The following is a 20,437-nucleotide window of genomic DNA, read 5'->3' as shown; positions in this document are numbered from 1 at the left end:
CATAACTATTATAGAAATATCACACTATAGAAATATCAACAACTTATTTTACTCCCAAGAATTCTAAAAACTCAGGACTCTCAAAACTCGCTTGAAACAGTACACCATCTTCACGATAAATAGCAGGAGTTGCCATAACAGCTAGACCTGCCGCTTTTTCACGATTGCCTGCCACATCATCAGTTTTGCAAGATGCGGGCGCTGGTGTCATCTTGCCATGAAGCATCGCCTGATCAAGCGCTTTACGACGACTTTCCTCATTACCTTGGCACCAGATACCGCGCATTTGCTCAGGCGACGCTTCATAAATCGGATAACCAATGGTTTTTATCGTCACGCCTTTGGCATTAAGCATCGGCATCTGCTTATGTAATCTGCGGCAATAAGGGCAATTGACATCCGTTGCTACGTAAATCACCGCTTTTTCAGCACTAGTGGCAGGATAGGTAATCAGCTGCTTAGTATCCAATGTGGTTAGGACAGATTGATTTTTAAGCTTTTCAAAGCGGTTATCAAGCCCAGTAAACTGACCATTTTCGATGACTGATATCTCACCATCGGTGATGTACTGGGCATCATCTGATAACAAGAACGGTACGCCCTCTAAAGTCGCGCCCCAAATCACACCCGGTACTGCAGTGTAAAAGAACGGTGTTTTGTTACTCATGTTCTTAAGCGCGCCCATATTTGCCAATATGTCAGATTTGGTACTGGCACTGACAGACTTACCTATTTGCGCGCTGGTGCTACGTGCTGGCGTTTTGGTTACTACTCGCTTGCTTGGATTCTTTTGCAGCTCGCCTTGAATGACATATTTACCATCTTCAGTCATATGCAGTGGCAATTGCTCAGCCAAATTGACTTGATACATATTGGGTAATTTAGAGGGTACAATCGAGGTTATCTGCGTTTTGATACCTGCTTGGGTCAGCAATTGGCGCAAACGGCTATCAACAGATTTACTGACTGTACCAATAGCTTTCGTATTCTGACCAGCTTGGGCGCTGTTGTTAACCTTTTGGCTGACTGTTTTATTGGTCATATCGGCAGTGTTCGGCTGCGCGCAAGCAGTGGTTGCTAACAACATAACACCAATCAAACTTGCGGATTTTAATACAGGGAGTTTCACAGAGACCGTCCTATCTGGTTTTTAACAATGATCGTTATTCACTCATGAATATTTAATAAAAGAGCAGCAAATAACATTATGTAAAAATATAGATTAAAAAAGATAGGCTGACTGTAGCACAAGGAAGGTTTTTTCAAAGTATTAAAGACTTAATTTTGCAAAACTGCTACTGAGCTTTAAGAGATAGGCAACACAGGCAGCCGCTAATGCTAATTAACAGAAATAGCTGAGTAGCAGAACGCAAAAAGCAGCACACTATTAAGTGGCTGCTGATTTTGGAGTAATTTTTCTAAAGCATAATTTTATAACCTAATAAGCTACAACTCTAAAATTTTGCTACTTCTTCTGGTGTTAAGAAGCGACTGTCGCCTTTTTCTAACCCGTCTAAAGTAATATGACCGACACTAGCACGATGTAGCTCAACCACTCTATTACCGAAATAGCCCATCATACGTTTCACTTGATGGTATTTACCTTGCTCTAAGGTTAAACGCGCATGAGTTTCATCGATAAACTCGAGGGTCGCAGGCTTGGTTTCTTCGTGATCACCTTCTAAAAGGATGCCTTTAGCAACTTCTTTAATAGCATTGGCTTGAGCGTCACTATCCATAGCATCTGCTAACGTCAACTCGTAGACTTTGGCATGTTCATGCTTTGGACTAGTTACGCGATGTAGCCAGCCGCCATCATCACTGATGAGCAATGCACCAGTTGTATCAACATCAAGACGCCCAGCAATACGTAAACTGCCAAGCTCTGGCACCGCAATAAGGTCAGTGACGATTGGGTATTCTTTAGCCTTTAGGGTACATTCAAAGCCTTCTGGTTTATGAAGCAAGATATAGCGATTGCCAGTGGCGACCGACAATGGCTCGCCTGCCCACTGTACATCGTCATTAACGATATCGACATGTACACCGGGATCTTTAATGACTTGCTCGTTTACTGTGACTTCACCAGCGTGCAGAATTTTTTTGGATTCTTTACGCGACAGCTCAGTGGCTTTACTCAGAAATTTATCTAGACGCATACGATTTGCCTACCATCCGTTTTGGGATACTCACTCTCAATCAAAGACCAACGATGCATGCACGTGCACGTCTGTTGTTGGCTATCTTCAATGGTCAGAAGTGGTACTATAATGAAAAATGAAATTTACACTGCGCCAAATACGGACAACAGTGAAAGTTAGACAAGTTTACCATATCCAACCTAAGCCTGATGAAATATGAGCTATCAAACGCTAAAACGTGCCGTCACTGCACGCTTAGAAATCAAAAAATCTGCCTTTATTACCTATGCTTATCCAGTGACCTCGCGTGAGCAGGCAATGTTTCATGTGGAACAACTACGTGAGCAATATGCTGATGCCCGTCATCACTGTTGGGCGTATATTATTGGCGATCCCAATAACACCACCAGCGCAGGCTTTGACGATGATGGCGAGCCCAATGGCACTGCGGGACGACCGATATTAAACGTCTTGCAACATAAATCTATCGGCAATGTCATTATTATCGTTGTCCGTTATTTTGGTGGTATCAAGCTCGGTGCTGGCGGTTTGACTCGTGCTTATGCAGGCTCAGCGCAAGCGGCAGTCGATGAGATGATACTAAGCCCTTATGTTCCTATGATCACAGTACAAATACTGGCAGAATTCGCCACCGAAGCCCAGTGCCGCTATGTCGTTGAGAGCTTAAACGGCAGCATAGATAATGTCGCCTATAGTAAGCAGGTTACCTTGACTGTGACGCTCGCTGAGGCAAATATCGAGCACTTAAAAGAACGTCTTGCGATGGATGGACGCGTATTAGATAAGTCTTAAAATTAAATGAGTAATCATGCGTTCACTGAAAACCATTGGTTTTGATGACGACCTTGGATATGATAAGGCACTGATTTTCAAAGACGATTTTTTAACAAACATAAAATAAGACTGAAATATGCCAACCTCAAAGTCGACAAAACCATTCGCACCTGCCCCTTTTAAACCGCCGTTTTGGCTCACCAATCCGCATTTGCAAAGTATTTTGCCAAAGTTTTTTGCGCCAAAAACACCAAATTACCGACGCGTGATTAAACAAGATTCACTTTGCGAAACTGATATCGCTTATGACTTTTATGATGCCCATCCTGTCCAAGATTCAGAAAATGGCAAACTTGAACAAACACCATTAATCGTACTTTTTCATGGGATGGAAGGCAGCAGTGACAGTCATTATGCGCGTGCCTTGGCATATCAGATGCACGCGCAAGGCTGGCACTTTGTCGTCGCTCACTTTCGCAGTTGTGGTGGTATTCCCGCTAATGGCAAAGTGTTTTATAACGCTGGTGACACGGGCGAGGTGCATCATATGTTAGAGAACTTACGCGAGAATTACGCCCATATTTATGGGGTTGGCGTGTCACTTGGCGGTAATGCCTTGGCAAAGTATATGGGTGAATATGGTGATGAGGCGCTATGCGACGGCGCAGCGGTAATATCTGCGCCAGTTGACATGTCATCGGCTGCTATTACGATGCATAGCTTTTTGAGTCATCGTATCTATACCCCATATTTGCTCAACCCGATTATCAAAAAAGCCTTGGCAAATGAAATTACTGCAGACGAGATTATTTCTATCAAAGCGGTAAAACGCATTAGCGATTTTGATAATATCTTCACTGCGCCTAGGCATGGTTACCGCTCTAATAATGATTACTACCACTCATCCTCTGCCCTACCTCACTTAAGGAATGTCACACGCCCGCTGTTGCTTATTAGCGCCAAAGACGATCCTTTTATTGGCTTTACTGCCACGCCCAATGATGTCTCAGACAGTGTCACCATATTAGATACGGCACACGGGGGTCATATCGGCTATTTGCGTTATCGTACAAGCAATAGCAATGTAAAAACTCCAAGTAAAAAATCAAAGTTTGACATCAACTGGATACCTGAAACCGTGAGTGCCTACTTTAATCATATTGGCGTGCCATCTAATAAAACTAGATAAACTAGATAAACTAGATAAACTATAAAATAAAAAACATCATTTTTATCTTTAAATATTTTGAGACTGCTTTATGTATCCGTTTATCCGTTACGCCAGCACCATCGCCCATGCCGCGCTGCAAGTGAAAAAAGGCAATACTTTGACGTTCAAAGAAACCAGTGAGATTACCTTTCGCTGCCGTCTGACAGATATTGATAATTTCCTAGAGATGAATAATGGTCGCGTGCTGACCCTTTATGATATGGGGCGTACCGACTTTGCAGTACGGAGCGGGCTTGGCACTCAACTGCTTAAGCAGCGTTGGGGCTTGGTCGTCGCTGGTAGTACCATCCAATATCGCAAACGCATTCGTGCTTTTGAAAAAGTCACCATGAAGACCAAAATCGTCGGCTTCGATGAGCGCTGGATATATATTGAGCAATCGATGTGGGTAAAGGGCAAGCCTTGCTCGTCGGCACTACTACGTACAGGCGTCACCAAAGGCGGTAAGGTCATCGAGACGGCACGAGTACTGGCAGCTTTAGACCAATCGGATTGGCAGCTACCGCCGAGCGGCTATGTGGCAGAATGGATTGTCAGTGATGCCGACCGTCCATGGCCGCCACAATCTTAGGTTTTGCTAGGCTTACCTCAAAATAAGGACTGATTATTTAACCATTTGCATCGCAGCGCTTCGTCAAAATCCGCTTGTCATGATCAATTTCTTCATAGACAGCTATTCACAATCAGTTAACCTTATAACTACTGTTTGCTAACAATACATTATATAAATAAATATAATCAATGTTAGGATAGTAGTGAGTTTTATACTCAACTGAATACTATCTAATTAGAAATAATCTAATAAAGGAAAATAATATGGTTAATAATACGGATTATGTCGGTACGCTGTTTGATAATAGTGAGTCAAACCCAAGCAAGATCACCTTAGCTTTTACTATGGCGGGTGTGGCACTTAAAAAAGGTCACTCTGCATCAGTCATATTGATGGTGGACGCGGTACATTTGGCATTGCCAAACGCTTTAGATAATGTCGATATTGGCGATCCCTTTGAACCTGCTGGCGAATTACTAGAAGCCTTTATCGAAAAAGGCGGTCAAGTATTGGTTTGCGGCGCGTGTATGAAACATGGTGGCGTAGAAGAATCAGCCATTGATAAGCGCTTCACGGTCATCAGTGGTGATGATGTGGTTGAGCTGCTGATGAATGCTAAGGGATCTTTGCAGTTGAATTAATAGTAACATTTAAAAAGCAAAGCTATAAGAATAGGTTGGCTTTCTTTAGCATCTTTTGATGGCTTTGAGGGCCAGCCTCTTTTTTGTATAGTAAGTCAGTTTACAAAATATCTAAAACGAACTATTAGGCAGCATAGAATAAACTTATAAATCCTAATAATTATCAGAACAACTCTAACAAAAGCTCCACATTTGAAGGGATATCAATATTTTGATTATACTACTTCTGAATTTCATAATTAGAAGATGTATAATTTAGAAGTATTAACACAGAATCACCTCGTTTGATACTATTACTTGCCAGTGGAAAAATAGATTTAATACTTTCCCTAAGCAGTCTTTCATTTTTCAAATAAGCTTCTTCCAATTGCTTTATGTTTTTAATACCTAAGTCTTTAATTCTATTTATTAATCGGTAGTGATCAAAGCTATCAACATCTGGCTCCGTGATAACCAAACCATACTCATGCAAAAATACATTATCTTCAAAATTAATCACATTATCATTTGTTGTCATGAATGAAGTTAATGAAGCTTTATTTATTTCAATTTGACTAGGATTATTTTTGATACTCTGACTCAAACCACTCTCATACTCGGCTATGGTTGATTTTAATTTTACAAATTCAATATCTGCTTGTTCTAGAAGGGCTGCAACTCTATAAAAAGTACGTTTAGCAGTAGAGGGGATCTCAAACTCACCTTTGTAGCCTAGACCATGCTCAATTTCTGCCCAAGAATGCTGTAAGATTGTCCTAATTTGGAATTCAAACTTACGCTCTCCACAGCTAGAATATTCTGGTAAGTTTATCCTATCTCTTTTTAAATTAGCCACATAGTGAAGGCTTCTATACCCAAATTTATCATTATCTATTTTCCGCTTGTCTACGGAGTTGTCCTGATCTATAACAAACTCTTCTTCAATCATAGCCGCAATTTGATCTACTTCATCATCAAAATAAGTAATAATACGTACACCAACTATATCTGTAATATCACTTAAAGATCCGTACTTATCATTTTTTCTTATAATTTTATTTTCCAAGCTATCTCTATCTTTAACTCTAGTCTGTACTTGATGGACTCTAATACTTTTTTGTTCGAGTAGAGAATTTATTAGATTTAGAAGAGTCCTATCTAAATTGTCCAATAAAATTTTTGAATTGTCATATTCTTTTAGTATTGCATTCATTTTATAACTCATTGGATAGATTGTCACGAGAAGTCGATAATTGTATCTTACATTATAAATAATTAAAAAAATTAATTTATAATTACAGATTTTGATGCATGAGTTGACTACAACTTTATAGTCAAACCTCACCTCCTATATTCAGCAACTAAATATACATTATCTAACACGTACGCCATCCAGCTTTGCTAAAGTAAGTCATGCAAAACTCCTCATAAAATAAGAAGGAAACCAGTTATGACCTTATTGAATACCCTTGATTTGACCTACCCTATCGTGCAAGCGCCGATGGCAGGAGCGACCACCCCTGAGCTGGCGGCGACGGTGAGTAAGTTTGGTGGATTAGGGTCATTGGGGGCTGGCATGACGGCGCCAGACGTTTTAAATAGTGAAATCAACACCATTAAATCGCTCACCGATCGTCCTTTTATGATCAATCTGATGGTGTTATCAGAGCATGAATCTAGTGCTTTAGGTAGCGAAATCCCTGCTTGGCTAAGCAAGTACTATCAAGAGAAAAATATCGAATTTACTCTACCGAAGCACCCAGCGCTAAGCTTTGCAGAGCAGCTACAAGTGCTCTATGACAATCCCGTTCCTGTCGCCAGTTTTACCTTTGGCATTATCAGCGTTGAGCAGGTACAGCGTTTGCAGAGTTTAGGCACAAGGGTCGTCGGTACTGCCAATCATCCATTAGAAGCAAAAGCATGGGCAGATATTGGCGCAGATGCGGTATGCGTGCAAGGGGTCGAAGCGGGTGGGCATCGCGGTGGTTGGTTGCCGCAAAGTGAAAACGATCCATTAGGATTATTGACGCTAATAAGTCAAACGCGTGCCTGCACCGATATTCCTTTAATCGCGGCTGGTGGCATTATGAACGGACAGGACATCAAAGCGGTTCAAACGGCTGGTGCCGAGCTGGCGCAAATCGGGACGGCATTTTTGACCACAGATAAATGCGGAATCAATGACATTTATAAGCAAGCGCTACTCGATGCCAGTCAAGGTGGACGCAGCTCTGAGACGCGCTTAACCAGATTATTCTCAGGGAAACAGGCTCGTGGTTTATTAAATGATTATTTGCATGATTTTGCTCAATTCGAGAGCGCGCATGAGCTACCGCCTTACCCACAATTAAATGCGATGACCAAATTTTTGCGTGCCCATGCAACCAAAAACCACGATTCCGAACATCAGTCTTTATGGGCAGGACAAGGCGTCGCTTTGGTCAGACAAGAGCGCACGGTTGAACTGCTAGAGCGACTGGTAAGAGAGAGTTAGTTTGATCGACGTAGGCTGATTTTTAACTCAGCCTACAATAGAGTAGATACAGTTTTAAAAGAGTACAGTGCTACTGGGATTAATTATTCGCAGCCTCTGTCTGCGTAAGCACAGTAAGCAACAAAATTTGATACCAGTAGCACTTTATAATTTTTGTATTTCTTTTATTTAGGACTGACTACAGCTCATATCTAATCAAACGTTGGATCATTTACGCCTTAAAACATCATATGTAAATGACTATTTCTTTAACCCTTCACGAAACGCTTTATAATCATTCGCCGTATCTTTCACCGCTTCTATCATCGGTACATGACCGATTTTTGGCATCGTAATCACTTGTGATTGTGGGATGATTTCTTTTATTAGCGTCACTGTTTCAGGCTTGATGACCTTATCTTCCTCACCCCAAACGACTAGTGTTGGAATATTATATTCAGCGATAACCTTGGCACGCTGCTCAACATTATCTTCAACTATTTGCGCGAGTATTTTGGATTCTACTGCTTTATTAGCGATACGCTCTTGCGCGAATACGGCTTTTACAGACTTAGGAATATAAGGCGGCTTAGACATAACAAAGTCATACATAGCATAAAAGTCTTCCTTCTTATCGACCAATAGCGGATTGTTCTCAAGAGTTGCACTTTCTAAGGATTTCGGCACACCCACTGACCAAAAGCCCGCACTGTCTATCAGCCACAGACTTTTGACTTCTTTAGGATACTTCGCAGCATAAGCAACACTGATAGCGCCGCCCATTGAGTTGCCACCGACATGAATGTTAGATGCCAAGCCTTTAGCTTGCAGTAGCTCGTGTAAGCGCGTCGCTTGCGCCTCCGAGCGATAGTCAGCCGCCATCGGTTTACTAGAGTCACCAAAGCCGAGCAAGTCAGGAATGATCAGATTATAGTTTTCTAACTGCCGAGCGATACGGGTAAAGTTGTCTTTATTACCGCCAAAGCCATGAATCAATAATAAAGGCTCGCCCGCGACATTACCGTTTTCTGCATAGACTATTTTATCGCCAGAGCTTAACGTAAATGACTGAGTCGTAAGGTCTGATTTTGAGCGTTCATACTGAATAATCTTTTGGGTGGTATTTATCGCCAAGGTATTGGGCGCGGTGGTACAACCAACGACTGAAAAGCTTAACAAAGTGGCAAGGCTTAGGCGTTTTAATAGCATCGAAATATCCTTTTTGAAAACTAGAAAAATGAAGTAAGAAGTAAGAAGTAAAAAGCATCATCCTAGCACAAGAATATTTTAAGTTTCAGCACTTATAATAACCACCCTCCCCCTATAAATTGCTCGACAATCGCCTAAAAAAATGACAGGCAAATAATCATAGCGTTTGCCGAGGGGTTACAGCTCTAATAAAGACGGTAAACGCTTTCTGGTTTATGATAAGCGCTTTTGTTTAGTCAGCCCTGCATATTGCAAAAGGATAACCATTGAGTAAAACAGATACCTCTACTGGTAAACGGCGTGACCTCACCCAAGGCTCGATCCCTAAAACCATGCTCTTATTTGCATTACCAACCCTTGGGTCATCTGCATTACAGTCATTGAACGGCTCGATCAATGCTGTCTGGGTAGGTCGATTTTTGGGTGAGGAAGCGTTAGCAGCGACAGCCAACGGCAATATCTTGATGTTTATACTGATCTCCTTCGTGTTTGGTTTCGGTATGGCGTCTACTATTTTGATTGGTCAGGCAATGGGCAGCCGTGACAACGCTATGGTTAAGAAAACCATGGGCACGGCGCTGGGCAGTATTATTCCGATAAGCGTAATAGTGTCGGCAGTAGGGTGGATATTTGCGCCGATACTACTTGAGCTGCTTGGCACGCCGGCAAGTGCTGTAGATCTTGCCCTAACCTATCTGCGCATGATTTTTATTGCGATGCCTGTCACACTTACCTTTACGTTAATAATGATGGCACTGCGCGGGACGGGCGATTCGACGACGCCGCTTTGGTTTATCATTATATCGGTCGTGATTGACCTTATTTTGACGCCGACGCTGATTTTGGGTCTAGGACCATTTCCCGAGTGGGGCATATTTGGCTCGGCTTTCGCAACAGCCGTCGCAAATACGCTAGCGCTCATTGGCATGTTAGCCACTATGTATCTGCGTGGCTCTGTGCTGACGCTTAAGTTGCCGGAGCTTCGCTTTTTGCGCGCAGACCGAGACATCCTGAAGTCGATGTTTTCTAAGGGGTTACCGATGGGTCTACAGATGATCGTCATCTCTTCGGCAGCATTGACAATGTTATCGCTGATTAATCGCGAAGGTGTACAGACCACAGCCGCTTACAGCGCAACCCAGCAGCTTTGGACCTACGTGCAGATGCCAGCAATGGCGCTAAGTGCTGCGGCCAGTGCGATGGTTGCACAGAACATCGGTGCCAATCAATGGCACAGAATCGCAGGGATCACACGCTGGGGACTGATTTTTAATCTGGCATTGACCGGTTTTATTATTGTGCTACTGACCATTTTTGATGAGACCATTCTGGGCTTGTTTCTTGGCAGTGACAGTGAAGCGGTGCCGATTGGGCGTCATATTCAGCTAATGGCGACATGGGGTTTTATCTTTTTTGGGATAGCACAGGTTTTGTTTGGCACCATGCGTGCAAACGGTTATGTGATTTGGCCGCTGATTGTCATGGTCATTTCGATGTATCCAGTGCGTCTTGGATTTGCTTTCGGGCTTTATCCTCTACTTGGAACCGATGCCCTTTGGCTATCCTTTCCAGCAGGCATGGTGGCAACCGCCGTGATGGGAGCAGGACTATATTTGTACGGCGGATGGCGCAAAGGCAAACACTTGCCCGCAGAGGAAGCTGCGCAAAGGTCTGAGGAGTTTCGCGCGCATACAGGCACCAGTGCGTCGTTTCGAGATCTTGTACCGACGACTGTATGGAAGCTGTCACCTTTGCGCCGTATCACAAGGTTGCATCGACGACTTCATAGAAGACTTCATCTTCATAGACTCCGTGTGATAAAAAAGAATAAACGATAATGGCGTGGTTTATATATACACGCATAACGCCTAGTCGGGCGGCTTTTACTCATTAGCATGGGCGAGTAAATTGTTCATCATACTTGCCTACCACTGCAAATACCGAAACTGGTTTTACCTTTAACTAAAATTTTCATTACCTAATAAAAACTGTACCGCTGCGGCTGCATGAATAGCGGTGGTATCAAACACAGGGATTAGACTGTCTGCTTGGCTAATTAACAGTCCAATCTCGGTACAGCCTAATATCACGCCCTCAGCGCCTTGTGCCGCTAACTCATTAATCACTTGCGTATAATATTGCCGTGAGCTGGCAAGCAATTGTCCTTGGCACAGCTCATCATAGATGATGCGATGGACTTCAGCACGCGCATCGGTATCTGGTATCAGCACCTGCAAGCCCGCATCAATCAGACGCTGGTTATAAAAGTCCTCAGTCATGGTGAATTGTGTACCGAGTAAAGCAATCTTGGTTAAACCTTGCTGCTTAATCGCATCTGCGGTCGCATCTGCAATATGTATCAGTGGCAAATTCGTCGCCGCTTGTACCTGCTCTGCTACTTTATGCATGGTATTGGTCGCAATTAATAAACCTTGGGCACCAGCCGCTTGTAAGCGCTTACCACTGTTTACCATGATATCACCCAACTCTTCCCACTTGCCTTGGGCTTGTAACTCGCCAATTGGCGCAAAGTCGACACTATGAATCAATAAGTCTGCTGAATGTAAGTTGCCAAGCTTAGCCTTGATACCTTCATTAATCAGCCGATAATAGCTTTGGGTACTTTCCCAACTCATTCCGCCGATGATACCTAAGGTTCGCTGCTTTTGAACGGTCATACTATTACTCTTTATATGTATTTCAATCTTAGTTATCGTAGCAAAAGATCAGCTTTAATTTGCCAATATTTAGAATATTCTCATTATTAGAAAAGAAATAACGATCATTAAAATGTAACGAACATCACTATTAATAACAACGATTTTATCCACTCACCAGCATACGCTATGATAGTCAATAACGACGCCTCATAATGCTATTTATCATCGTTCATTGAGCCTCACTATTATCATGTAGGAAAATTCAACATTATGGCAAACTTCCCTATTATCAGAATACGCGCAAGGCGTAAGTACTACCGTCTTATCTTTACCGGTCTGATGGCGCTGATGATGTCACTTATTATCTCATCCGCTCTATTACTGGTTAAAGTAGGGTTCGTCGATGGCTTCTTTATGGAATTAATGCACTCGTGGGTACTGGCCTTTGTCTTTGCGTGGCCGAGCGCTTATATCTGTGCGTATCTGGTACAAGAGCACGTGCTTAGTCGGATTGAGTTTTACTAAGTCATACGACGATAAGTACATAACAACGTTCCTTAACCAAACAAGTACTGATAACTGGCAAGCAGAATTGTTACTGTTGATGGTTGTAAATCAACTCATCAACTCACTTCTTAGACAAATATCTAAAAACTAAAAAAAGGATTTATCATGCGTAGCGCAACTTATGATCATTTTGGCAAACCCACTGAAGTACTCAGCATCGGCGACCGCCCTACTCCAGAGCCCAAAGCCAATGAAGTCCGCGTCAAAACGATACTCGCCTCTATCCACAACCATGACCTACTAACCATTCGCGGTCAATATGGTTTTAAACCTGAAATGCCTGCCATCGGTGGTAGTGAAGCGGTCGGTATCATCGATGCAGTAGGCAGCGATGTTAAGAATCTAAAAGTCGGTCAGCGTGTCGCAGCCGCCAGTGTACAAGCGACGTGGGCAGAGTATTTCGTCGCTGTGGAAGATATGGTATTCCCGATGCCCGACAGCTTAGATGACGAAATGGCAGCACAATTGATTGCAATGCCGCTGAGCGCGCTGATGCTGATCGAGTTCTTAGAACTAGAAAGCGGTCAGTGGATTATCCATAATGCTGCCAATGGCGCGGTCGGCAAATCGCTCGCCATGCTAGCTGCCGCGCGTGGTATTAACACCATTAATGTCGTAAGAAGTGGCGATGCTATCGAGGAATTAGAAGCACTGGATATCAAGCATAATATCAACACCTCAGATGACGACTGGAAAGATCAAGTAAAAGCCATTCTTGGTGATGAGAAAATCAGTGCGGCGGTTGATTCTATCGGTGGTGAGTCTAGTAATGATCTGCTGGCATTACTGGGTCATGGTGGCACATTGGCATCGTTTGGCATCATGTCAGGCAAACCAATGGTGCTAAATCCAACCCACATTATTTTTAAACAAGCGACGATTAAAGGCTTTTGGGGCAGCAAAATCAGTCAAGAAATGAGCGTTGAGAATAAACAACGCTTGGTTGATGAGCTGATCGAGCGTGCTAACAATGGCAATTTAAAACTGCCCGTTGAAGCGACCTTTGATTTGGCTGATATCTTAAAAGCAGTTGACGGGAAAATGCAGTCAGAAAAAAACGGTAAGGTACTGTTAAAACCTTAAGATTCATTTTATATCTTAAGGTTTCGAGCATTCTTCTCTACTCGCAAACGGATATCTATATAAAAAATCCAATTAGGAATAGCCTTATGTCTAATAACACCACTTTTAAAGCTTTGGTCGTCGAAGAACATGCTGATGGCACTTTTAATAAAAGTATTCAACAGCGCAGCGTCAGTGATTTACCTGAAAACGATTTATTAATCGAGGTGCATTACTCATCACTAAACTTCAAAGATGCCATGTCAGCATCAGGTAATAAAAGGATAACCAAGCACTATCCACACACCCCTGGTATCGATGCAGCAGGCGTGGTGGTCAGTGATAAGTCTGGTACCTTTACCGCAGGCCAAGAAGTCGTGGTCTTTGGTTATGATTTGGGCATGGATACCGATGGCGGCTTAAGTCAAATGATCTCTATACCCGCCGATTGGGCGGTCGAATGCCCATCTTCTTTGACATTAAAAGAAGCGATGATTTATGGTACTGGCGGCTTAACCGCAGCATTAAGTATTCAAAAGTTAGAAAAAATGGGCGCAAAACCTGAAGACGGTCCTATAGCAGTCACGGGTGCAACGGGCGGTGTCGGTAGTATCAGTATCGCCATCTTAAAGCAGCTAGGCTATGAGGTGATTGCCTTCTCTGGTAAGCCTGAGCAAAGCGACTATCTAAAAGAGCTTGGCGCAAGCGAAGTCCGTCATCGCGATACTATCAATGAAATCGGCGATAAACCTGTCGGTCGTGAGCTGTGGGCAAATGCTATTGATACGATAGGCGGCGACTATTTGGCCAACCTACTTAAGCAAACCAAAGCAGGCGGCGCGGTCACCAGTTGTGGCTTGGCGGGCGGTGCTGAGTTTACGATGACGGTATTGCCGTTTATCACCCGCGCGGTGTCCCTACTCGGTATCGATTCGGTGTATATTCCACTGGCTGATAAAAAAGCGATTTGGCAGCGCGTTGCTACTGATATGAAGTTGCCCAATCTTGAAAGCTATGGTGAAGAAATCACTTTAGAACAAACGCCAGAATACTTGGATCGCTTTATGGCGAGTCAAACGGTTGGGCGTTATGTGGTGAATGTGCGGGGTTAGGTTTTTTGTTTATAAAATTTAGTTTTTAGATAATGGCAGTGCTTCTTTTGGGGTGCTGCTTTTTTTTGACATTAATCTCAGCTATTATATTGAACCCGATATCTTAAATTTTGTATAGTGCACACTTGTTTATCAAATAAAAATCTATTACTGTTATTAGTTTATACTAAATAACAATTTCTCCTGATCCTTTATGATCAAAATAATATTAATTATAATAAGGATTTAGTAAATGAATGATATTCTAAACAACCTGAGCTCTGTATCTTGGTGGTTTGGAGTTATTTTTGTTGGAATTTCAGTTAGCTTAGGAGCAAGTTATTTAAAACCACACATAGACGTTTGGTTATCAAATTACTCAAAATCAAGAAAGGATAAGAATGAAAAAGTGAAACAAGAATGGGCATACGAGGTTTCAATTCTAAAAACTGACAAAACATACAGAGAACTACATATTTCTAGAATTTCACATGCGAGAGGCAGATCCATTTTTTTCGTTTTATTGGGTTTCTTGCTTCCACTGCTATGTGGCCTTACTACCGCTATTGGTCAATATACCCTCATCACAAACCCTGGAAATTTAGACCAAGCTTCCATTTTTTATAATGCTTCAAGCGAAACACTTAGTTTTTTTATTCTTTTTACATTATTTGCAATATTATCTGGTTTGCTAACAGTTATCCTAGGATTACTATATTTTAAAAATACTGAAAAATTACAACAACAGTTAGAAGACTCATTCACAGAAGCATTTAATGACGCAAATAGGGATAGTAATTTAATTAAGAAGAGTGAATATCGGGAGTCATAAATAAGAATATGAATAACTTAAAAGTAAATAACCATCATGATTGGGAAGAAATATGTAAACATCTTGCCAAAGACCTAGTATATAAAAAAACTGGTAAATATGTAGAGTTTGTTAGCTATGGTAGAAATGGTCAGAAACAATATGGAGTTGATTTAATTCCTTCACAAGATACTTTAATTCCCATTGTAGTACAATGTAAGGAACTAAATTCTAATTTAAGTTTTCAAATTATTTTGTCAGAACTTAAGAAAACAGACAGCTTTAGGGGTAAAATCGAACATTATATAATTTTTACTACTGCTCCTAAAGATACTACCCTTCAGGATTATTTTTATAACGGTGAAAACAGTCATACTCGACCAAATGGTGAGAAATTTCAAGTACATGTTTATTATTGGGATGATATAAATCCTTATGAAGAGCCACACCGTCGAGCTTTAATCAATTTTTTTCCTCAACTTTTACAAACTGTAGAAGAACTCAGCCCAAACAAACAATATATAGAATCTGTAAATAGTTTAAAAAGTATAATTCCTAACATTATTAATAACAAAAACTTAGAATGGTTAGAAAGCTGGAACTTCTCATGTGAATACGTTCTAGAAAAAGATTTTGATCCTTTTTTGCAATTGTACATTGAGCATGATCGTATGCTTCATGCACTAAACGGGGTTAGAAGCTTTTTGGCACAAGGTAATGTTAGTACTTTAGCTAAAACTTTGCCAGCAGGAGAAAGACTATTTTTTAGTTTATCTGAATTATGTGAATCTATTAGTGGACAAATAACAACTTCTTATCTCTCTGATGGTAGCCGTATATTGTCAATTCTCGACATTCCTAACAATAATAGTATTATTAATCAGTGGTACTCTAATGCTTTAAGTTTAGCAAAAGTCTATCGAGAAGACGTTTTGGGTGAATATATTGATTGAAGATACGTCTGAAAAAACAACTCACAAGTTGAGTGTTTTTCAATACTAGCTAAAGACTAAGTAATCTCCTACTTCCACTTAATAGTAGCTAGTAGCTTACTCAACACATCGTCAGTCACTTGCGACAAATTTTTTATCCTATTCATAATACGATTACGCCACGGTTTTGATCAGTTCTATAGTGACATGATAAAAGTAGATAACTTTTAGAAAATTTTAATGATTATTTTAGCTTCGATACACTTGCCTTTTAAACCTTAATCTTCTACTTGTAGAGCGTTTTAGCCTTGATTGTAGCGGTTATTCTTGTTTGACTACTAGATTGCAGCTCTATTGGGCAGACAAGATAATAGCGGAAAGCGAGATTAGCTCCAGAGATTTTTAACCAAAAAAACACCCAACCAAGTTGAGTGTTTTTTATGTCAGCTATAGGCTAAGTAGATATTATTCCCACTCAATAGTCGCTGGTGGCTTGCTCGACACATCATAAGTCACGCGTGAAACTTCAGCGATTTCGTTCATGATTCGATTTGATACCGTTTCAATCAAATCATACGGTAGATGCGCAAAGCGTGCGGTCATAAAGTCTACAGTCTCAACCGCACGTAGCGCAATCACCCACGCATAGCGGCGACCATCACCGACCACACCGACCGATTTGATTGGTTGGAATACAGCAAATGCTTGCGCAGTCTTTTCATACCAGCCTGAACGCTCTAACTCTTCCATAAAGATAGCATCGGCTGAGCGCAGAATGTCAGCAAATTCTTTGGTCACTTCGCCCAAGATACGCACGCCCAAACCCGGTCCTGGGAACGGATGACGGTTGATCATCTTCGCAGGCAAGCCAAGGGTAATACCCAATTTACGCACTTCATCTTTAAACAAATCACGTAACGGCTCAACCAATTCAAACGCCAAATCATCTGGCAAACCACCAACGTTATGATGGCTCTTAATGACGTGCGCTTTACCTTGATGCGATTTAGCTGATTCAATCACGTCTGGATAAATCGTGCCTTGCGCTAAAAATTCGATGACTTTACCATCGCTTTGCTCGCTGACTTCACGGGCGCTATTAGCGAATACATCGATAAAGGTTTTACCAATGATTTTACGCTTGGCTTCTGGATCAGACTCGCCAGCCAATGCCGTTAAGAATAACTCTTCGGCATCAACACGGATGACTTTTACGCCCATGTTTTCTGCAAAAATTTGCATCACTTGGTCGCCTTCATGCAGACGCAAGAGACCAGTATCAACAAATACACACGTTAATTGATCGCCAATCGCTTTATGCAGCAATGCTGCGACGACTGAGCTATCTACACCACCTGAAAGACCGAGCAATACTTGCTTATCACCGATTTGCTTTTTCAGTTGCTCAATACGCATATCGATGATGTTATCAGGCGTCCAGCTACCGGCGCAGCCACAGATTTCATGGACGAAACGACCAAGTAATGCAGACCCTTGTGCGGTATGCGTCACTTCAGGATGGAACTGCAAACCATAATAATGGCGCGAATCATCAGCCATAATCGCAATCGGACAGCTTGGCGTACTAGCGACGATATCGAAACCTTGTGGGGCATCGACCACTTTATCGCCATGACTCATCCAGACATTTAGCTTCGCTGCTGCGTCTTCGATACCATCAGTCAGCGTTGATTTGCCATCGATATTGATGGTTGCTGCGCCAAATTCATGGATATCACTGGCGTGAACTTTACCACCGAAACGCTCTGCCATCGCTTGCATACCATAGCAGATACCCAATACTGGTACGCCTAGATCAAATACAGCATCATTGATACGTGGGCTGTCATCTGCGTGGACGCTCTCAGGACCACCAGATAAGATAACGCCCTTTGCGCCAAAATCGGTAATGCGCTGGGTGTCGATGTCAAACGGGAACATCTCACAGAATACGCCTGAATCACGGACACGGCGAGCGATAAGCTGGCTGTACTGCGAGCCAAAATCGAGAATTAAGATGCGATCTTCTTTAATAGTAGGAACGTTGGCAGCAGTTGTCATAACGTAGTGTCCATCAATAAATAAATTGGTGCGCTATTTTAACAAGTTTCACGAATGTAGTGGCGGTTAGATATGCGTTTATTATTATCTATTTTTTAATTATTCTACTAATGTTTAGCATATCACAAATAATCAGATCATTTGTGATATGCTAATTCGATAAAGAAAAATATCCTCATTGCCTGATCATAGACAATTAGATAGCCACAGTAGCGACACTCAAACCGTGATTATAAATAGATAGGTTAAATTTACTATGAGCAAAATTAAATCCTTTATGCGTAAAAAGTCTAAAACTGCCTCTATCTCAACGACCTCTCCTATTGATAATACCAGTTTAGATACGCTCTCAAAAATAGATACGTCCGTCATTACGCCTGCCAACACACCTATAGAACAGACGCGCTGGAATGGTTGGGGCAATGTCAGTATCAATAAAAAAGTCTCGCCACATGGCGCAAAACTGATCAAATCTCATATCGGTAAAACTAAAAAACTGTCTTCTGTCAGCTTACAAAAGGTGCTCAAAACCGTTCCAAAATCACGCTTACCTGCTGCTATGATTGAGCTTGATACTGTATCTGTCGATAACGAAGTAAGACTCAGACACGCCCGTGGTCAAAGCTTTCCAGATTGGATAGCCATGCACGGCGGCGACTTTGGGGCTTTCCCTGATGGCGTGGCGCATCCGCAATCAACCGCTGATGTCGAAATCTTATTAAAACTAGCAAGCGAGTACGACCTGATCGTCATTCCTTTTGGCGGTGGTACCTCAGTCGCTGGTCATATCAATCCGCAAAAGGGTTCACGCCCCGTATTGACCATCGCCATGAGCAAGATGGATCAACTCATTGATTTAGACAATGAGAGCCAAATTGCTACTTTTGGCGCAGGTACACAAGGTCCAGCAGTCGAGGCACAATTAAATGCCCACGGTTACCGTTTGGGACATTATCCGCAGTCATGGGAATTATCGACGCTTGGCGGCTGGATTGCAGCACGCTCTAGCGGTCAGCAGTCATTGGGTTACGGACGTATCGAGCAGATGTTTGCTGGTGGTACGTTGGTCACGCCGCAGGGTGTACTCAATATCGCTGATATTCCAGCGTCAGCAGCAGGGCCTGATCTGCGTGAGATGACGATGGGTACGGAAGGTCGTGCTGGTATTTTTACTGAAGTCAAAATGCGCGTGCAACAGCAGCCTGAAGAAGAGCTGTTTAAAGTCGCATTTCTCCCCAACTGGGAAGCGGGTAAAGAAGTGCTCAGACAAGCAGTACAAAAAAACATCCGCCTATCAATGCTACGCCTAAGCAATGCGGTCGAGACTGATGCTCATCTACATTTAGGCACGACGCCCAGTCAATTTTTAGCCATTAATACCTATCTAAAAGCGCGCGGATTAGGTTCACAAAAAGTCATGCTTACCTATGGCCTATCAGGTGATAAAGCACAGAATGCGCTGGCACTGACGCAGTTTAAAAACCTATTAAAGCAGCATGGGGGTATCAGTGGCAAGCTTGCCAATCTGATGGGTAAGATATGGTCACATGGGCGTTTTAAATTTCCATATTTGCGCGGTACTTTGTGGGAAAAAGGCATCATGGTGGATACCTTTGAGACCGCGACCAATTGGCATAATATCGACGAGCAAATGCAGCAGATGCAAGAAGCGGTGCAAACTGCACTGGCAGACGAAGGCGAAGCCGTGATGGCATTTACGCATATCTCACACGTCTATAAGCAAGGTGCTAGCCTTTATACCACCTATTTCTTTAGAGCAGCACGAGATCACACCAGTACCTTAAGTCGCTGGCAAAAAATCAAGCATGCTGCCAGCTCAAGTCTGGCAAATGGCAAAGCGACAATATCGCACCAGCATGGTGTCGGCCGTGACCATGCCCCTTACCTCACTGCTGAAAAGGGTAAGCTAGGTATTCAGGTTACCCGTGATATGCTTAAAAGTCTGGACCCTGAGCAGCGTATGAATCCGGGTGTTTTGATTGAATAATAACTTTACTCAAAAACCTTGTTTATAGTTAGTTTGGTTTAAGAGCGTTACAGCGCGGCTGGCATTGATTTTTCGCAGCCTCTGTCGGCGTAGGCACAGCACGCAAGGAAAATTAATACCAGTCGCGCATTATAATATAGTGTATTTATTTTATTTAGTAACGACTATGAATTAGATTATTTGGATAACATACATAGTTGAAATTAAATAACAATTAAAATGA

Annotated in this window: 18 protein-coding genes; 12 read left to right on the top strand and 6 right to left on the bottom strand. The window is 42.2% G+C overall.

Annotated features, from left to right (window positions below; translation table 11 throughout):
* Positions 1–43: 43 nt before the first annotated feature.
* Together PSYCG_RS00160 and PSYCG_RS00155 are read right to left on the bottom strand one after the other, a co-directional pair.
* Positions 44–1,129 carry a disulfide isomerase DsbC N-terminal domain-containing protein gene (locus PSYCG_RS00160; RefSeq protein ID WP_020442432.1) on the bottom strand — a complete coding sequence of 362 codons (1,086 nt, stop codon included), beginning with the start codon at positions 1,127–1,129 and terminating at the stop codon, positions 44–46.
* A gap of 325 nt (positions 1,130–1,454) precedes the next feature.
* Entirely contained in the window at positions 1,455–2,159 is a 705-nt protein-coding gene (locus tag PSYCG_RS00155) for a pseudouridine synthase (protein ID WP_020442431.1), read from the bottom strand.
* A gap of 198 nt (positions 2,160–2,357) precedes the next feature.
* Here PSYCG_RS00155 and PSYCG_RS00150 point away from each other — a divergent pair, with 198 nt between their 5' ends.
* The 4 genes from PSYCG_RS00150 (at position 2,358) to PSYCG_RS00135 (ending at position 5,361) form a co-directional block, all read left to right on the top strand.
* Entirely contained in the window at positions 2,358–2,954 is a 597-nt protein-coding gene (locus PSYCG_RS00150; RefSeq protein WP_020442430.1) for a YigZ family protein, read from the top strand.
* A gap of 118 nt (positions 2,955–3,072) precedes the next feature.
* Positions 3,073–4,125: a YheT family hydrolase gene (locus PSYCG_RS00145; RefSeq protein ID WP_020442428.1), complete on the top strand. Its 1,053-nt coding sequence runs from the start codon at positions 3,073–3,075 to the stop codon at positions 4,123–4,125.
* A gap of 70 nt (positions 4,126–4,195) precedes the next feature.
* On the top strand, positions 4,196–4,738 hold the full coding sequence (locus PSYCG_RS00140; protein WP_020442427.1) for an acyl-CoA thioesterase: 543 nt from the start codon (positions 4,196–4,198) through the stop codon (positions 4,736–4,738).
* A 245-nt stretch (positions 4,739–4,983) separates the two neighbouring features.
* The gene (locus PSYCG_RS00135) at positions 4,984–5,361 is read left to right on the top strand and encodes a DsrE family protein (RefSeq protein ID WP_011512403.1); all 378 of its coding nucleotides are present in this window, start codon (positions 4,984–4,986) and stop codon (positions 5,359–5,361) included.
* Positions 5,362–5,581: 220 nt separating this feature from the next.
* On the opposite strand, the gene PSYCG_RS00130 is transcribed toward PSYCG_RS00135, so the two are convergent.
* The gene (locus tag PSYCG_RS00130; protein ID WP_020442426.1) at positions 5,582–6,553 is read right to left on the bottom strand and encodes a GTP pyrophosphokinase family protein; all 972 of its coding nucleotides are present in this window, start codon (positions 6,551–6,553) and stop codon (positions 5,582–5,584) included.
* Positions 6,554–6,790: 237 nt separating this feature from the next.
* On the opposite strand from PSYCG_RS00130, the gene PSYCG_RS00125 reads away from it, so the two are divergent.
* Entirely contained in the window at positions 6,791–7,834 is a 1,044-nt protein-coding gene (locus PSYCG_RS00125; RefSeq protein WP_020442425.1) for an NAD(P)H-dependent flavin oxidoreductase, read from the top strand.
* Positions 7,835–8,074: 240 nt separating this feature from the next.
* Here the strand turns inward: PSYCG_RS00125 and PSYCG_RS00120 are convergent, their stop codons facing one another.
* Positions 8,075–9,022, bottom strand: coding sequence for an alpha/beta fold hydrolase (locus PSYCG_RS00120; protein ID WP_020442424.1), 948 nt, complete (start codon positions 9,020–9,022; stop codon positions 8,075–8,077).
* 266 nt (positions 9,023–9,288) lie between these two features.
* Between PSYCG_RS00120 and PSYCG_RS00115 the strand changes: the two genes are divergently transcribed.
* Positions 9,289–10,860, top strand: coding sequence for an MATE family efflux transporter (locus tag PSYCG_RS00115; RefSeq protein WP_020442423.1), 1,572 nt, complete (start codon positions 9,289–9,291; stop codon positions 10,858–10,860).
* Positions 10,861–10,980: 120 nt separating this feature from the next.
* Here the strand turns inward: PSYCG_RS00115 and PSYCG_RS00110 are convergent, their stop codons facing one another.
* A complete protein-coding gene (locus tag PSYCG_RS00110) occupies positions 10,981–11,700 on the bottom strand; it encodes an aspartate/glutamate racemase family protein (RefSeq protein ID WP_020442422.1) in 720 nt (239 codons plus the stop codon).
* A gap of 252 nt (positions 11,701–11,952) precedes the next feature.
* On the opposite strand from PSYCG_RS00110, the gene PSYCG_RS00105 reads away from it, so the two are divergent.
* The 5 genes from PSYCG_RS00105 to PSYCG_RS13090 all read left to right on the top strand — a co-directional run bounded on the left by PSYCG_RS00105 (position 11,953) and on the right by PSYCG_RS13090 (position 16,166).
* Entirely contained in the window at positions 11,953–12,207 is a 255-nt protein-coding gene (locus PSYCG_RS00105) for a DUF2798 domain-containing protein (protein WP_011512396.1), read from the top strand.
* Positions 12,208–12,354: 147 nt separating this feature from the next.
* Entirely contained in the window at positions 12,355–13,332 is a 978-nt protein-coding gene (locus tag PSYCG_RS00100) for a zinc-binding dehydrogenase (protein ID WP_020442421.1), read from the top strand.
* Between the two features lie 86 nt (positions 13,333–13,418).
* Positions 13,419–14,423, top strand: a complete 1,005-nt coding sequence (locus PSYCG_RS00095; protein WP_020442420.1) for a YhdH/YhfP family quinone oxidoreductase — start codon at positions 13,419–13,421, stop codon at positions 14,421–14,423.
* 232 nt (positions 14,424–14,655) lie between these two features.
* Positions 14,656–15,234, top strand: coding sequence for a hypothetical protein (locus tag PSYCG_RS00090; RefSeq protein WP_020442419.1), 579 nt, complete (start codon positions 14,656–14,658; stop codon positions 15,232–15,234).
* Positions 15,235–15,242: 8 nt separating this feature from the next.
* Positions 15,243–16,166, top strand: coding sequence for a hypothetical protein (locus tag PSYCG_RS13090; RefSeq protein ID WP_020442418.1), 924 nt, complete (start codon positions 15,243–15,245; stop codon positions 16,164–16,166).
* Positions 16,167–16,610: 444 nt separating this feature from the next.
* Here the strand turns inward: PSYCG_RS13090 and guaA are convergent, their stop codons facing one another.
* On the bottom strand, positions 16,611–18,206 hold the full coding sequence (guaA, locus tag PSYCG_RS00080) for a glutamine-hydrolyzing GMP synthase (protein WP_020442417.1): 1,596 nt from the start codon (positions 18,204–18,206) through the stop codon (positions 16,611–16,613).
* A 256-nt stretch (positions 18,207–18,462) separates the two neighbouring features.
* On the opposite strand from guaA, the gene PSYCG_RS00075 reads away from it, so the two are divergent.
* Entirely contained in the window at positions 18,463–20,214 is a 1,752-nt protein-coding gene (locus tag PSYCG_RS00075; protein WP_020442416.1) for an FAD-binding oxidoreductase, read from the top strand.
* Positions 20,215–20,437: the final 223 nt, after the last annotated feature.

The sequence above is a fragment of the Psychrobacter sp. G genome, from assembly GCF_000418305.1.
GTDB lineage: Bacteria > Pseudomonadota > Gammaproteobacteria > Pseudomonadales > Moraxellaceae > Psychrobacter > Psychrobacter cryohalolentis.
This window is presented reverse-complemented; position numbering and strand designations above follow the sequence as displayed.